This window comes from Amorphoplanes friuliensis DSM 7358 (assembly GCF_000494755.1).
GTDB classification, from domain to species: Bacteria; Actinomycetota; Actinomycetes; order Mycobacteriales; family Micromonosporaceae; genus Actinoplanes; species Actinoplanes friuliensis.
Genome location: NC_022657.1, coordinates 6,608,648 through 6,623,607 on the forward strand (window position 1 = coordinate 6,608,648; position 14,960 = coordinate 6,623,607).

16 protein-coding genes are annotated in these 14,960 nt (G+C 71.4%); 13 read left to right on the forward strand and 3 right to left on the reverse strand.

The annotated features are described in order from the left end of the window. Positions 1-84: 84 nt before the first annotated feature. The 8 genes from AFR_RS30510 (at position 85) to AFR_RS30545 (ending at position 8,836) form a co-directional block, all read left to right on the forward strand. On the forward strand, positions 85-1,404 hold the full coding sequence (locus AFR_RS30510; RefSeq protein WP_023560669.1) for an ABC transporter permease: 1,320 nt from the start codon (positions 85-87) through the stop codon (positions 1,402-1,404). Further along, positions 1,401-2,702: a sensor histidine kinase gene (locus tag AFR_RS30515; protein WP_023560670.1), complete on the forward strand. Its 1,302-nt coding sequence runs from the start codon at positions 1,401-1,403 to the stop codon at positions 2,700-2,702. Before AFR_RS30510 ends, AFR_RS30515 begins: the two co-directional genes overlap by 4 nt. Position 2,703: 1 nt before the next feature. After that, entirely contained in the window at positions 2,704-3,348 is a 645-nt protein-coding gene (locus AFR_RS30520) for a response regulator transcription factor (protein WP_023560671.1), read from the forward strand. A 55-nt stretch (positions 3,349-3,403) separates the two neighbouring features. Beyond that, positions 3,404-4,411 carry a serine hydrolase gene (locus AFR_RS30525; RefSeq protein ID WP_023560672.1) on the forward strand — a complete coding sequence of 336 codons (1,008 nt, stop codon included), beginning with the start codon at positions 3,404-3,406 and terminating at the stop codon, positions 4,409-4,411. A 134-nt stretch (positions 4,412-4,545) separates the two neighbouring features. Then, positions 4,546-6,549, forward strand: a complete 2,004-nt coding sequence (locus AFR_RS30530; RefSeq protein WP_041842942.1) for an APC family permease — start codon at positions 4,546-4,548, stop codon at positions 6,547-6,549. Positions 6,550-6,600: 51 nt separating this feature from the next. Next, positions 6,601-6,996 (forward strand): GntR family transcriptional regulator, encoded by a 396-nt coding sequence (locus AFR_RS30535; protein ID WP_023560674.1) that lies wholly within the window; start codon positions 6,601-6,603, stop codon positions 6,994-6,996. Then, positions 6,993-7,874, forward strand: a complete 882-nt coding sequence (locus AFR_RS30540) for an ABC transporter ATP-binding protein (RefSeq protein WP_023560675.1) — start codon at positions 6,993-6,995, stop codon at positions 7,872-7,874. The genes AFR_RS30535 and AFR_RS30540 overlap by 4 nt, the downstream gene beginning before the upstream one ends. Further along, a complete protein-coding gene (locus AFR_RS30545; protein WP_023560676.1) occupies positions 7,871-8,836 on the forward strand; it encodes an ABC-2 membrane transporter-related protein in 966 nt (321 codons plus the stop codon). Before AFR_RS30540 ends, AFR_RS30545 begins: the two co-directional genes overlap by 4 nt. Positions 8,837-8,847: 11 nt before the next feature. Here AFR_RS30545 and AFR_RS30550 read toward each other — a convergent pair whose 3' ends face one another. Continuing rightward, positions 8,848-9,858, reverse strand: coding sequence for a hypothetical protein (locus AFR_RS30550; protein WP_023560677.1), 1,011 nt, complete (start codon positions 9,856-9,858; stop codon positions 8,848-8,850). Positions 9,859-9,931: 73 nt separating this feature from the next. Next, positions 9,932-10,390 carry a MarR family winged helix-turn-helix transcriptional regulator gene (locus AFR_RS30555; RefSeq protein WP_023560678.1) on the reverse strand — a complete coding sequence of 153 codons (459 nt, stop codon included), beginning with the start codon at positions 10,388-10,390 and terminating at the stop codon, positions 9,932-9,934. 101 nt (positions 10,391-10,491) lie between these two features. Here AFR_RS30555 and AFR_RS30560 point away from each other — a divergent pair, with 101 nt between their 5' ends. Beyond that, positions 10,492-11,898 (forward strand): M20/M25/M40 family metallo-hydrolase, encoded by a 1,407-nt coding sequence (locus AFR_RS30560; RefSeq protein WP_023560679.1) that lies wholly within the window; start codon positions 10,492-10,494, stop codon positions 11,896-11,898. A gap of 4 nt (positions 11,899-11,902) precedes the next feature. Here the strand turns inward: AFR_RS30560 and AFR_RS30565 are convergent, their stop codons facing one another. After that, positions 11,903-12,580, reverse strand: coding sequence for a class I SAM-dependent methyltransferase (locus AFR_RS30565; protein ID WP_041841262.1), 678 nt, complete (start codon positions 12,578-12,580; stop codon positions 11,903-11,905). 21 nt (positions 12,581-12,601) lie between these two features. On the opposite strand from AFR_RS30565, the gene AFR_RS30570 reads away from it, so the two are divergent. The 4 genes from AFR_RS30570 to AFR_RS30585 are packed head-to-tail and all read left to right on the forward strand — an operon-like array spanning position 12,602 to position 14,895. Then, positions 12,602-12,898 (forward strand): putative quinol monooxygenase, encoded by a 297-nt coding sequence (locus AFR_RS30570; protein WP_023560681.1) that lies wholly within the window; start codon positions 12,602-12,604, stop codon positions 12,896-12,898. Further along, positions 12,895-13,362, forward strand: coding sequence for a mycothiol transferase (locus AFR_RS30575; RefSeq protein ID WP_023560682.1), 468 nt, complete (start codon positions 12,895-12,897; stop codon positions 13,360-13,362). The genes AFR_RS30570 and AFR_RS30575 overlap by 4 nt, the downstream gene beginning before the upstream one ends. Before the next feature lies 1 nt (position 13,363). Beyond that, entirely contained in the window at positions 13,364-14,110 is a 747-nt protein-coding gene (locus tag AFR_RS30580; RefSeq protein WP_023560683.1) for an SDR family oxidoreductase, read from the forward strand. 17 nt (positions 14,111-14,127) lie between these two features. Next, the gene (locus AFR_RS30585) at positions 14,128-14,895 is read left to right on the forward strand and encodes an SAM-dependent chlorinase/fluorinase (RefSeq protein WP_023560684.1); all 768 of its coding nucleotides are present in this window, start codon (positions 14,128-14,130) and stop codon (positions 14,893-14,895) included. The last annotated feature ends 65 nt before the right edge of the window (positions 14,896-14,960 follow it).

Below are 14,960 nucleotides of genomic sequence, written 5' to 3' on the forward strand. Positions count from 1 at the left end.
GCGGATCTTTGCGGTCGGTGGCGGCGGTGGCCGCACAATGCCGGCCGCCGGGAGGGCTTCCGGGATTCTCACGGCGGTGACGGCATGATCCGGCAGGCGTTGCGGCGTAATCCGTGGTCGTTTCTCGGGCCGGCGACCACGCAGTTCCTGGCCGCGGCCCTGGTGGCCGGGGCGCTCGCCGTCATGACCTCGATCAGCCGGGCCCCGCTCGATGCCGCGACCCGGCAGGCCGTCGACGACAGCGGGCTGCCGGACATGGCGATGGTCTTCCTGATGCTGGCGATCTACCTGTCGATCATCATCGTCGGTGTCACCATGAACGCCACGATCGCCCAGCAGGCGCGCGACATCGCCCTGGTCCGGGCCATCGGGGCCACCCCGGGCCGGGTGCGGCGGGCGATCGCCACACAGGCCGCCGTCGTGGCCGTGCCCGCGACACTGCTGGGCGTTCCGCTCGGCACCGTCGGCGCCCGGGCGTGGCTCGACGGGCTGGTGGCGCACGGCATCGCACCACCGGCGATCACGTTCCACGCCCACGGCGGCGCCCTGCCGATCGCGCTCGCGGTCACCGTCGGGACCTCGGTGATCGGCGCGCTCATCGCCGCGATCCGGCCCTCCCGGGTACGCCCGGCAGCCGCACTGGCCGAGACCGCGGCACCCCGGCGACGCGTGGGCATCGTCCGTACCGTGGTGGGCCTCGTCCTGGTCTGCGGGGGGATCGGGTTGTCCGTGGCGATCGCGGACCGGTCGGCGCAGGTCGCGAACGACCTCGGGCTCTTTGTCATGCTGGCGATGTGTGTGGGCGCCGGCTGCCTCGGGCCCGCGCTGCTGACGGTGGCCGCGCCGGTCGCCCGGCTCTTCGGTGACACCGGTCGGCTGGCGGCCGACAACGTCCTGGTCCGGGCCAGAGGGCTGTCCGGCGCGCTGGTGCCACTCACGCTCGCGGTCGCGTTCGCCGCGGTGAAAGTCGTCTCGTACACGACGGCCGCGCACGTCACCGGTGATCCCGGCTCGGCCTCGGACCGCTGGCTGGAGTATTCCGGCACCGGCGTCTACACGGTTTTTGCGGCGGTCGCGGCCCTCAACACCCTCATCACGATGATGCTGGCCCGGCGTCGTGATCTCGCGGTCACCCAGCTCGCCGGTGGCACCCGGCGGCGCACGCTCGGGGTCGTCTTCTGCGAGGCTCTGGTGGTGACGGGTACGGCTCTGGTGGTGGCCGCGGGTGTGGCGGTGGCAACGCTGCTGCCCCTGCTGCACACCGCGCTGGGCACCTGGACCCCGTGGCTGCCGCCGTCGTGGCTGCTCGCGGGTGTGCTCGGCACCGCCGCGCTGGTGCTCGCCGGCACCTGGGTGCCGGCCGCCGCGGCGCTGCGCCGGCCGCCGATCGAGGTCATCGGGTGATCGTCCTGCGGGCCTGGCTGACCCGGCGCACCTGGCGTGAGCTCGCCTACGTGCTGTCCGGTGTGCTGATCTCGGTGCCGACCTTCGCGCTCGCGGTGGTCGGCATCGTGGTGGCGGCGGCCTCGGTGCTGACCGTCGGCCTGCCGCTGCTGATCGGGGTGCTCGCGCTCGCCCGGCTCACGCCGCGGTACTTCCGCGCCCACGCCCGGTGGATCCTCGGGTGGCGGTGGGACAACCCGCCACCGCTGCCCGGCCGCACCCTCTGGCGGCGGATCCTGGCGCTGCCCCGCGACCCGGCCGCGTGGCGGGCGCTGACCTACTGCTTCGCCCGGTTCCCGGTGACGGTCGCCGGGGCGTACCCGGCGGCGTTCACGGTGGTCGCGGGTCCGGTCGCGCTGACCTATCCACTGTGGTGGTTCCTCGTGCCCGAACGTTTCGCCCTGGTCGACACCGACACCTGGGGACACACCTGGGTGGTCGCGCTGCAGGGAGTGGCCGTCGTGCTGGTGCTGCCCTGGTGGCTGCGGCTGATCGTCCTGACCGACGGCTTCCTGACCCGCGCCCTGCTGCACCCGAGCAGTGCCGAGCAGCGCATCGCCGAGCTGGAGGCCGGCCGGGCGGCGCTGCAGGCCGACGCGGCCGCGATGCTGCGCCGCGTCGAACGCGACCTCCACGACGGTACGCAGGCGCGGCTGGTGTCGCTCGGCGTCACCCTGTCGCGGATCGAGCACCGCAGCGCCGACGAGGACGTGCGCAAGCTCGCCGGGGACGCCCGCGGCACGGTGACCGAGGCGCTGGCCGAGCTGCGCGACATCGTCCGCGGCATGCACCCGCCCGCGCTGGACGACGGTCTGGACGTGGCGCTGTCCACCCTCGCGGCCCGCAGCGCCGTACCGGCCGAGGTAACGGTCGAGCTGGCCTCGCGGCCGCCGGATGCGACGGCTTCGGCGCTCTACTTCGCGGTGGCCGAGCTGCTCACCAACATCGCCCGGCACGCCCACGCCCACCGCGTGCGCATCGACCTGCGCACGGTCGGCCACCACCTGCGCCTCACCGTCACCGACGACGGCCGCGGCGGCGCGGCCATATCCCCCAGCACACTACGAACCGACACCGGTACCGGGCCTGGTTCCTCCGCGGCCGGCTCCGACGGTGAGAGCCGGCCGCGTCCGGCAGCGGCCCGGACCGGGCTCGCGGGGCTGGCGCGGCGCGCGGCGGCGCTGGACGGCTCGCTCACCGTCGACTCGCCGGCGGGTGGGCCGACTACCGTGACCATGACCCTGCCGGTGGAGGCCTGAGATGCGCGTGGTGATCGCCGAGGACAACCCGTTGCTGCGTGACGGCATCGCGCTGCTGCTCGGGGAGCACAGCATCGAGGTCACCGCCGCGGTGCCGGACGCCGAGGCCCTGCTGGCCGCTGTCGCCGCCGACCCGCCCGACGCGGCGGTCGTCGACGTACGGATGCCGCCCACCCACACCGACGAAGGGCTGCGCGCCGCACTCACGCTGCGGTCGGCGTACCCGGAAATGGGTGTCCTGGTCTTCTCGCAGTGGGTCGAGACCAGTTATGCGCGGCAGTTGCTCTCCGTGAACGTGGGCGGCGTCGGTTATCTGCTCAAGGACCGCATCGTGAGCACCGGCGAGTTCGTGGGAGCGCTGCAGAGGGTCGCGGCCGGTGGCACCGCCCTCGACCCGGAGGTGGTCCGCCAACTGCTCGCCGCGCCGGCCGTCGATGCGGGGCTGGCCCGGCTCACCGGCCGCGAGCGGGAGATCCTCGGGCTGCTCGCCGAGGGCCGGTCCAACGTCGCCATCGCGGACGCCCTGCACCTGGTCGAGCGCAGCGTCGAGAAGCACGTCACGGCCATCTTCACCAAGCTCGACCTGCCGCAGGCGCGCACCGATCACCGCCGGGTGCTGGCTGTCCTGCGCTATCTCCGATCATGAGCGGACATGTTGTACCTTGCGGCGTGGTCACCCGTCCGTCCACTGAGGGAGAACGATGTCCGCCAATGTTTCTCGCCGTTCGGCACTGGGTCTGGGCGCCGCCGCGGCCGCGGTTGCGAGCGTCGGCATGAGCTCGCCCGCCCAAGCCGCCAAGTCCGGCACGGCTCAGATCAAGAAGGTGTACGAGAAGGAAAAAGCCAAGGCCGGCGGCATCTGGCACACGCACATCGCCGCGGTCGACGCGACCGGCACGATCAAGCCGATCGTCGAGGACGACGCCGATCACGTCACCTACGGTTACAGCGTGCAGAAGCTCGCCGTGGCCACCGCCGTCATGGACAAGATCGACCGCGGCCAGCTGACGCTGGGCACCAAGCTCGACCTGCAGGCCGACATCATCCTCGGCGGCTCCGGCATCTACCACCTGCACGGCGTCTACGGCGACGAGATCACCGTCGCGAACTTCCTCACCGCGATGCTCCTGGTCTCGGACAACACCGCCGTGCGCATGTGCGGCCGGGTCGTCCCCGCCCTGGAGATCAACGAGATCCTCGCGGCGAAGGGCTTCGTCCACACCCGCGTCGAGCCGGTCGCCAACCCGAACCGGTTCTTCCTCGGCCCGACCACCCCGCGGGAGATGCACGACCTCCTGTGGCGCCTGGCCAACAAGACGCTGCTGTCCCCCGAGTCCTGCGACTTCCTGCTGCGGATCACCCGCTGGGTCAACGGCTACCACGACGGTGTCCGCCGCTTGATGTCGTCGAAGGAACGCGAACGCATCGCCACGAAGTACGGCGCCGACTTCAACGACCTCGGCGAGTCCCGCCACGAGGCCGGCATCATGTTCTCCACCGACGGCGTGCCGCTGCTGACCTACGCGATGTTCGCCGAAGGCCTCGGCGAACCGGAGAACTACGGCGCGACCCACCCCGCGGTCGAGGCCCACGCCAAGATCGGCCGCACGATGCTGGACAACCTCCCGCCGGTCCCGTCCGCGGCCCGGGCCCGCTCGGTGGCACCCCGCTCCCTGCCCAAGCCCTTCCACCCGGTCAAGGGCGGCTGACCCTTTCTGTACGGTCGCGGCGGACCGTGGTGTCCGCCGCGACCAGCACCCCTGCCGGTGTCCGGGCGCGGGGTGGTCGTACCGTGATCGAGGCTGTGGCCTCCGCCGCGGCGGCGGCACAGAAAAAGGACCTGATGGACACCACCGAAGAAGTCGCGGAGCCCGAGTACGTGGTGCCGGCAGCGGTGGACACCCCCACCCGGCGGCAGGAGCCCGGCGGCACGTTGTCGCGGTGGTTGCTCAGGCATCAGGTGCAGCCGGTCGGGCCGGCCGCCGCGCAGTCGGACACCGAGCAGCACACCTGGTGGAAGGTGATGTGCCTGACCGGGGTCGACTACTTCTCCAGCCTCGCCTACGTGCCCGCGATCGCCGCGGCGGCGGCCGGGGCGGTGTCACCGCTGGCCACCCTGCTGATCGTCGGCCTGACGCTGCTGGGCATGCTGCCGATGTACCGGCGGGTCGCGAAGGAGAGCCCGCACGGCGCGGGGAGTGTGGCGATGCTGGAGCGGCTGCTGCCGTTCTGGAAAGGCAAGATCTTCGTCCTGATCCTGCTCGGCTTTGTCGCCACCAGCTGGATCATCACCATCACCCTGTCCGCCGCGGACGCCAGCCTGCACGTGCTGGAGAACCCGCACGCCCCGCAGTTCCTCGAGGGCCACGCGGTGCTGATCACCGTGATCCTGCTGCTGATCCTGGGCGGGGTGTTCCTGAAGGGCTTCAGCGAAGCCGTCGGTGTTGCCATCCCGCTGGTCGCGGTCTTCCTGGGCCTCAACGCGGTGGTCATCATCGTGGGGCTGACCAGGATCGTCACCACGCCCGGCGCCTGGTCCGCGTGGACCACTGCCCTGACCGCGGACGGCGGTGGGTTCAGCGGTCTGGTCGTCCCCGCGGTCCTCGCGTTCCCGCTGCTGGTACTGGGCCTGTCCGGCTTCGAGACCGGGGTCGCCATGATGCCGCTGGTCGCCGCCGACGGCGCCGACGCCGAGCAACGGCTGGCCAACCGGGTCCGCAACACCCGCAAGCTGCTGACCGCGGCCGCCGTCATCATGAGCGTGTACCTGCTGGCCAGCAGCCTGGTCACCACCATCCTCATTCCGGCGGCGGAGTTCGCCGAGGGCGGCGCGGCCAACGGCCGGGCCCTGGCCTGGCTCGCCCACGAGGAACTGGGTGAGCTGTTCGGCACCGTCTACGACGTCAGCACCGTGCTGATCCTGTGGTTCGCCGGTGCGTCGGCCATGGCCGGCCTGGTCAACATCGTGCCGCGGTACCTGCCCGGCTACGGGATGGCGCCGGAGTGGGGCCGCGCCGTACGCCCGGTCGTGCTCGTCTACACCCTGATCAGCATCATCATCACGATCGCGTTCGGCGCCGACGTGGATGCCCAGGCCGGCGCGTACGCCACCGGCATCCTGGCCATGATGGTCTCCGGGGCGTTCGCGGTCACCGTCTCCACCGCCCGGCGGCACAAGCGGCTCCCCGCGATCGGGTTCGGCCTGCTCACCGCGGTGCTGTTCTACGCGCTGGCCGAGAACGTCATCGACAAGCCGGACGGCATCGCCATCTCGGGGCTGTTCATCGCCGGGATCATCGCCGTGTCGCTGACCTCCCGGGTCTCCCGCACCACCGAGCTGCGCGCCGACCGCATCGAGTTCGACGATGACGCCCGCCGGTTCATCACCGACACCCTCGCCCACGACAATCGCATCAGCCTGATCGCGAGACGCCGCCGCGACGCCACCGACGACGCGGCGGACTACGCCGCCAAGGAACGCGAACAACGTGGTGACAACCCGGTCCCGGGCAGCGCCGACGTGCTCTTCCTGGAGATCGAGGTGGTGGACCCGTCCGATTTCAGCGAGGTCCTCACCGTTCACGGCGCCGAGGTCGGCGGCCACCGGGTCCTGCGCGCCGAGGCGCCGGCCGCCCCCAACGCCATCGCCGCGATCCTGCTCGCCCTGCGTGACAGCACCGGCGTACGCCCGCACTGCTACTTCGCCTGGGCCGAGGGCAGCCCGCTGGTGCACATGGTCCGCTACTTCCTGCTCGGCCGCGGTGACACAGCACCCGTCACGCGCGAGATCCTCCGCCAGTACGAACCCGACCCCCAGCGCCGCCCCGGCATCCACGTAGGCGCTTGACCAGCTCCTTACTGCTTTACTATGTTTCTAGTAAAGCAGTAAGGAGTTCCTGTGTTCGTCTTCCGGCTCGACACCCATTCCGGCGTGCCGCCGTACCTGCAACTCGTCCAGCAGGTCCGCCAGGCAGTGCTGCTGGGTTTCCTCCAGCCCGGTGACCGCCTCCCGCTCATCCGCGAGGCGGTCGAGGACCTGGCGATCAACCCGAACACCGTCGCCAAGGCGTACCGGCAGCTGGAGCAGGAGAACCTGGCCACCGGCCGGCCCGGCCAGGGCACGTTCGTCACCGAACAGCAGTCGGCCGCGATCTCGCCGTCGACGTACACGTCACTGCACCGCGGCCTGGCGACCTGGCTGCGCCGCGCCTACGCGGCCGGCCTCGACGAGCAGGCGGTCGACGCGCTCTTCGCCTCCGTTCACCAGCAGACGAGGAACGAGGAAGTGGCGTGACGGCGACCGGGTTCGCGCTGCGTACCGACGGTGTGGGCAAGCGGTACCGGAAGGGCTGGGCGCTGCGCGACTGCACCCTGGCCCTGCCGGCGGGCGGCGTGATCGCCCTGGTCGGGCCGAACGGCGCGGGCAAGACCACGCTGCTGCGCCTGGCCGTCGGGTTGCTGGCACCGAGCACCGGCACGGTGGAGGTCCTCGGCCAGGACGTCACCGCCAGCACCCCGCAGACCCTGTCCCGGATCGGGTTCCTGGCGCAGGACCACCCGCTGTACAAGCGCTTCACCGTCGCCGAGATGCTCCGCTTCGGCCGGGCCTGCAACCTGCGGTTCGACCACGGGCTGGCCGAGCGCCGGCTGGCGAAGCTGGGCATCCCGCTCGACCGCCGGACCGGAACACTCTCCGGCGGGCAGCAGGCCCAGGTCGCGCTGGCTCTGGCCCTGGCAAAACGGCCGGACCTGCTCGTCCTCGACGAACCGGTGGCCAGCCTCGACCCGCTCGCCCGGCACGAGTTCCTGCAGGTCCTCATGGGCGCAGTGGCCGAGGGCGGGGTGACCGTCCTGTTCTCCTCCCACGTCGTGCACGAGCTGGAGCGCGTCTGCGACCACCTGGTCGTGCTCAACCAGGGCCGGGTCACGCTCACCGGCGACCTCGACACCCTGCTCACCGAGCACCGGCTGCTCGTCGGCCCGCGCACGGCCACCGACCTCGACCGGGCCGGCGCCGTCGTCGAGGCCGTCCACAGCGACCGGCACACGACCCTTCTGGTACGCGACGGTGCGCTCCCGGCCGCACCCGGGTGGCAGACCCAGCCGGTCGGCCTGGAAGACCTGGTGCTGGCCTACCTGCGCCGGCCGTCCGAGCCGGAGGAGACGGCATGACCTGGTTGATCTGGCGCCAGCACCGGACCGAGGTCCTCGTCCTGGGCCTGCTGGTCGGCATCTTCGGCGCCACCCTGCTCGTGCTCGGGATGCAGGCACACGACCTGTTCCCCGGCGGTCCCGCCCGGTGCGGCGGCAACGAGGCCTGCGCGGCCTCCTTCCGCCGCCTCGACGAGAAGTTCGGGTACCTCGAGAACCTCCTGACGGGCTTCTACCTGGTTCCCGTCGTCATCGGTGCGTTCCTCGGTGCGCCGCTGCTGGCCCGCGAGTTGGAGGACGGCACCTGGCAGCTCGCCTGGACACAGGCCGTGCCGCGGATGCGCTGGCTGGCGGCCAAGCTGGTGGCACTGGGCGGTGTCACGGTCGCGCTCACCGCGCTGTTCACCGCGGTCCTCACCTGGTTCCGTCAGCCCTTCGACGCGGGCGAAGGACGGTTCCAGTACGACGCCTTCGACGTGGAAGGGCTCGTTCCGGTGGCCTACGCGCTGTTCGCGTTCGCCGTCGCCACCGCCGCGGGGGCGATCCTGCGGCGCAGCCTGCCCGCGTTCGGTGTCGCGTTCGGGGCGTTCCTGGCCACCCGGATGCCGGTGGCGCTGCTGGCCCGCCCCGCGTACGCCAGACCGCTCACCACCACGGAACCGGTCCCCGTCGGCGGCTCGGCGAACCAGGCCGGGCACAGCTCCGTGGCGGGCTTCGCCGACTGGACGATCGAACAGGGCTACGCGGACGCCGCCGGGCGCAGGCTGAGCTCGGCCGAGTACTACGAGCTGGAGGACGCCGCCGACCGGGCCGGCACCAACCTCAACCAGTTCCTGCACGCACGCGGCATCCAGCAGTTCGGGGTCTACCACCCGGCCGACCGGTTCTGGACGTTCCAGCTCATCGAAGCGGCCCTGTTCATCGCCGTCGCAGCAGTCCTGATCGCGGTGGTGGTGTGGCGGGTACGCCGCCGCCTGATCTGAGGGCAAGCGACCTATCCGTGCGGGCCCTCGGCTTCGGCGCACAGGATTTGCTGCGCGCCGTCGCTGAGCCAGAACGTTGTTCCGGCATGGTCGACGATCCGCATCTTGGCGGCACCGCGAGGCAGCACGGGTTCCAGGACTTCGCCTGTTTCGAGATCGAACAGGCGCTGTCTGCCTTTCCAGTCGCCGGACGCGAACACCGGTGTCAGCAGCACGTAGCGCCCCGAGGAGGTGACCTTGCCGTTGATGGCGTGCTTACCCGGCAGGCGCTTCCATCCCGATTGTTGATAGAGCGGCTCGGTCACCGACCCGTCCGGCGTGACACGGGTGATGGTGAAGAAGTCGGCCCCGTACCTGCGCACGCTCGAGGCGTCCGAGCCTTCGACGCAGACCAGCAGGCTGCCGCTGTGGCCGACCGCATCACCGATGATGCAGCCGCCGACCGACACGTCGGGGCTCTGGTTCAGCTCGTCGTCGCCGAATCGGTCGACCGGGAACCCGTCCGGGCCGAGAGTCCCGATCCGTGTCCATGACGCGCTCGTCTCGCCGATGCGCAGGAACGCGAGGTATCGCGGGTTGCCAGTCGCGATCGGCTCATCGAGCACGACCACGTGTTCGCTCGCGAGTGCTCCCCTGCTCGCGTGGCCGAACACCCGCGGCCGCTGCCCGTGTCTGGCAAAGCGATGCAGCACCTCGTCGCCGGCGATCGCCATCTCACGCTGCACCCGCAGATCGGTTCCGTACAACCGCAACGTGCCGGCATCGGCGATCACGCCGAATGAGCCGTCGTCGAGCAACACCGGCGCCGGGGCGTCATAGGCGTCGAACGGGTCACCCAGCTCGTCGAGCACCATCGTCCGAACCACCTGATCGGCGATCGAGACCAACGCGTACCGGGCCCCGCCGTCCCACCACACGACCGCGGAGAACACTCCGGCACCGGACACCAGACACGACCCTGCCCGTATCGGACCGCCCACCTTGTCCGGCAGCCCGAACTCGGCCGTCTTCGCCAGTCTCACGAAGCACCCTCTCGACTATCGGACGGACAGGCCGCGGGCACATCGTGCCACGGGGCGGCTGAGTAGCCGGGTGTCAGGGGAGGTCGCTGTCGCCGCCGAGGTTGTCGATCACGCGGCGCAGGACGGTCAGGGTGGCCGCGTACTCGTCCGGGGTGACGCCCTCGTGCATCTGCTCGTGGGCGTGCCGGCCACGGGTGCGGGCGCGGAGTCTGCCCTGCTCCCCCGCCTCCGACAGCGTGAGCGTCCCGTCCGGGGCCGCGACGAGCCAGCCGCGATCCTCGAGGTTGTCGAAGACCGCGGCGAAGTCGGTGTCCTGGTCGTCGAAGGGCGCCAGCTTGCCGGTCAGACCGGCGCGGTCCCACGTGCCCGGCGCACCCGCGACGTGGTTGAGGATCCACCAGTGCGGCTGAGCCAGCTGCTCGGCCGCCAGGTCCGCGCGGATCCGGCCCACCACCGCCCGGTACGCCGCACCCGTCCAGTAACCGATCGGCTGCGCCACGAGCTCTGCCTGCGTATACGTCTTCACGACCATGGCGCCGACGGTAGAACCTGAAGTCGGCTCGAGGTCAAGAGCCGAGATCTGACATCGATGAGCATGGACATCTTGTCCTCGGTGGACAAGCATGCAGGGGTATGACAGATCAGCGCGAAAAGCCCATCTCCTCGCGACGCGCGTTCCTGTCGGCCTCGGCTGCCGTCGCCGCGACGCCGGTGCTCGGGTCCGGTGCCGCCCGGGCCGCCGGCCGTGAACTGCGCGGGCAGACCCCCGATCGGGAGCTGCGGGCGCTGCTGCGGGAGATCGATCCGCACCGGATCGGGGCGATCGTCACGCGGCTGGCCGCCTTCGGCACCCGGCACACGCTGTCGGTGCAGGACGACCCCGAGCGGGGCATCGGCGCGGCGCGTGACTGGATCTTCGAGCGGCTCACCGCGTACGCGGCGGCGTCCGGTGGGCGGATGACCGTGGAGCTGCAGTCGTTCGTGCAGCCGGTGTCGCCGCGGGTGCCCGTGCCGACCCGGATCACCAACATCGTCGCCACGTTGCGGGGTGACACCGACCCCGGCCGCGTGTACGTCGTCACCGGCCACTACGACTCCCGGGTCACCGACGTCATGGACGCGACCAGCGACGCTCCCGGCGCCGACGACGACGCGTCCGGTGTGGCGGCGGTCATGGAGCTGGCCCGGGTGATGGCCACGCGGCACACCGAGGCCACGATCGTCTTCGCCGCAGTCGCCGGCGAGGAGCAGGGCCTCTACGGGTCGGACCAGCTCGCGCAGCGGTTCAAGGACGCGGGCACCGACGTGCAGGCCATGTTCAGCAACGACATCGTCGGCACCGGTGACGCCCATGACGGGACGGCTGCTGATCCGCGTACCGTCCGGCTGTTCGTCGAGGGTGTGCCGACCGCGGAGACGGCGGCGGAAGCGAACGTGCGCAAGTCGGTCGGGGGTGAGAACGACGGGCCGTCGCGGCAGCTCGGGCGGTTCGTGCAGGACGTCGCCGCCAATCCGCAGACCGGCATGAAGGTGCGCGTGATCTGGCGCCGGGACCGTTACCTGCGCGGCAGCGACCACATCTCGTTCCTGCTCCGCGGTTACCCGGCGGCACGCTTCACCGAGCCGCGGGAGAATTTCGCGCACGAGCACCAGGACGTCCGCGTCGAGGACGGTGTGCAGTACGGCGATCTGGTCGAGTTCTGCGACTTCGCCTACATCGCCCGCGTCGCCCGGGTGAACGCCGCCGCACTGTGGTCATTGGCCCAGGCCCCGGGCACCCCGCGCGGCGTGGTGATCGACACGACGCAGCTGACCAACGCCACAACACTGCGCTGGCAGCCGTCCACGGCGGCCGACCTGGCCGGTTACGAGGTGGTCTGGCGCGAGACGACCGCCTCCGACTGGACGAACGTGCAGGCGGTCGGCGATGTCACCACGGTGACGATCGACCTGTCGAAGGACAACGTCTTCTTCGGCGTCCGCGCGGTCGACCGCGACGGTCACCGCAGCCCGGTGGCGGCGCCGCAGCCGTCGAGCTGACCCCTCAGGGCCGGGCGCTGACCCAGGTGCCGTCGGAGGTCAGGTAGCGGTCCAGTTTCAGGCCGGCGTCGGCCAGCGCCTGCTCGAACTGCTCCGTCGTCAGCGGCCGCGACAGGAACGTCTGCGTCCAGTGGGCGTCCGGGAAGACGTACTCGACGTGTACCGACCGCACGCCGTCGCCGGCGTCGGTCGAGGCCGTCACGCGCGCGACGCCGTCGAGCAGCGGCCGCTCCCGCGGGACGATGTCGTGCCAGCCCTCACCCTCGCGCTGGATCAGCACGAGACCGTCCGCGGCCACGTGCCGCAGGCAGGAGCGCAGCAGGGCCTGACGGACAGCCGGGTCACCCGCGTGCACCAGGAACGACGCAAGCACCACCACGTCGAAGGTCTCGCCGAGGTCCAGATCCTCCGCGCGGCTGCGGACCGTGCGGCAGCCCTCGACCGCGTCGAGCATCTCCTGCGACTCGTCGACGGCCGTCACGACGTATCCCCGGGCGGTCAGGGCCCGGGTGATCCGCCCGGCGCCGCAGCCCAGCTCGAGCAGCGTCGCCGGTGGCGGCACGGCCGCCGCGATCACGTCCGGCTCGGTCCCCACCGGCAACCGGCGGTAGAAGTCCACGGCACAACCGTCCGGCGTAATGTCGCCGGGGCCGGATCCGTCATAACCGGGTCGCCGATTCATCCCATGAGCTTAGGGGCTCCCATGCCGTTCGGTTACCTCGCCACCATGCGTACCAAGCCGGGCCACCGCGACGACGTCGTGAAGATCCTGGTCAGCGGCGAGGACGGCCTGCGGGCCGCCGGTTGCCGGCTGTACGCGGTGGGTGTCTCCGACGACGACCCGGACCTGATCTGGATCAACGAGATCTGGGAGAGCGAGCAGCACCACGCCGCGTCGCTGCAGCTGCCGGAGACCCGGGCCGCGATCGCGCAGGCGATGCCGATGCTGACCGGCGACTTCACCGGCCAGGCGCTGACGGTGGTGGGCGGCGTCCTGTGAGCGACTTCCCGGACGGGACCGCCGACGAGCTGGAGCTGCACCTGCGCTGGCTGGCGTTCCTGCGCGGGGCCGTCCTGCGCAAGGCCGCAGGCATCACCGACGAGCAGTCCCGCTGGCGCCCCGACGGCAAACTCCTGCCGCTGATCGGCCTGGTCAACCACCTCACCAACGTCGAGCGGCGCTGGATCGACGGCGGGATGCTGGGTGGTCCGGCCGGCAAGTCCGAGGACGAGTACACACCGGGCCCGGAGCTGACGATCGACGCCGCCTGCACCGCGTACCGTGAGCGGGCCGCGGTGACCGACGCCGCGGTCCGGGAGCTGCACGATCTCACCACGCCGTGCCGATGGGGCGACAACACGGATCTCCGTTTTGTCCTCCTGCACCTGATCAACGAAACGGCCCGGCACGCGGGCCACGCCGACGCCGTCCGCGAGCTGCTCGACGGCACGACAGGAGAATGACGTGACGATCTCCGGCAGCGCGCTGGTCACCGGCGCCTCCCGCGGGCTGGGCGCCCAGATCGCCCGGCGGCTCGGCGCGGACGGCTGGCCGGTCGCGGTCAACTACCGCTCGGACCCCGCCGGCGCCGCCAAGGTGGTCGACGAGATCACCGCAGCCGGTGGCCGGGCGGCGGCGTTCCGGGCCGACGTCACCGACGAGTCCGAGGTCGCCGCGCTGGTGGCCGCGGTCACCGCCGAACTCGGCCCGGTGCAGGTGGTCGTGGCCAACGCGACCGGACCACAACCGCTCGCGCCGGCGCAGGACGTGACCTGGCAGGCGCACCTCGACCAGCTCACGTTTTTTGTGAAGAGCCCGACGCTGCTGCTCCAGGCGGTGCTGCCCGGCATGCGCAGCCTCGGCACCGGCCGCTTCGTGCACATCGGATCGGACTCGTTCGAGCGCGCGCTGCCCGGCGCTTCGGCGTACAACGCGGCGAAGGGCGCCCAGATCGGTCTGGCCCGCACGTGGGCGCGCGAGCTCGGCGCGTACGGGATCACGGTCAACGTGGTGGCACCCGGCTGGATCCCGGTCGAACGCCACGGCGAGGTGACCGCCGAGGACAGCGCCGGCTACGTACGCGACGTCCCCCTGGGCCGGCTCGGCCGGCCCGAGGACATCGCCGACGTGGTCGCCTTCGTGGCCAGCGACGCGGCCCGCTTCATGACCGGCGAGCGCCTCACCGTGAACGGCGGCCACACGATCGACTGAGCTTCTAGGCTGGTGACATGCTCATCACGGTTGTCGCCGACTACGGCACCGGGGACCTGGCCTTCGCCGAGGTCCGCCAGACGTTCGCCGCCCTGGTCCCGCAAGCTGACGTGTCGCCCCTGCCGGTGCCCGCCTTCGACACGGTGAGCGCCGGCTTCTGCGTGGCCCAGCTGGCCTTCGGCGCGGGCCCGGCCGACCGCGTGATCTACGCCAACGTCGCACCCCGCCAGGACGAGGATCAGCCCCGCGAGGACAACGCCGGCGAGCGCCTGGCCGCCGCCCGCCTGCCCTCCGGCGTCCTGGTCGTCGCCGTCGGATCCGGCGCCAGCCTGTCGTTCCTCGCCGCCGAGAACATCCCCCTGTACGCCGTGAAGGTCGCCGACGCGGGCTCGCAGTTCCGCTCCCGAGACGTCTTCCCCGCAGCCGTCGCCGGCCTCATCGCCGGCGACGACTCGCTGCTCGGCGAGCAACTCACCGTCCCGCCACCACCGTCGCGGTCGGTCATCTACACCGACGGCTACGGCAACCTCAAAACCAGCTGGTACGAGCCCCCGGCCCCGACCGGCACCAAGGTCCGCGTCCGCATCGGTGACGCCGAGGCCGAAGCCGTGGTCAGCGACGGGGTGTTCGCGGTCCCGTCGGGCGCGCTGTCCTTCGCCCCGGGCAGCTCCGGCTGGCCGACCACCACCGGCCGCCGCACCTGCTTCGAACTCCTGTCCCGCGGCGGCAACGCCGCCGAACTCTTCAACTTCCCCCGCTCCGGCACCCCGGTCGAGCTGGTCTGAGAAAGCAACGACAAACGGCCAGGTCCTCTTCGTCGAGAGGACCTGGCCGTTGCTGTTCGTTCGGG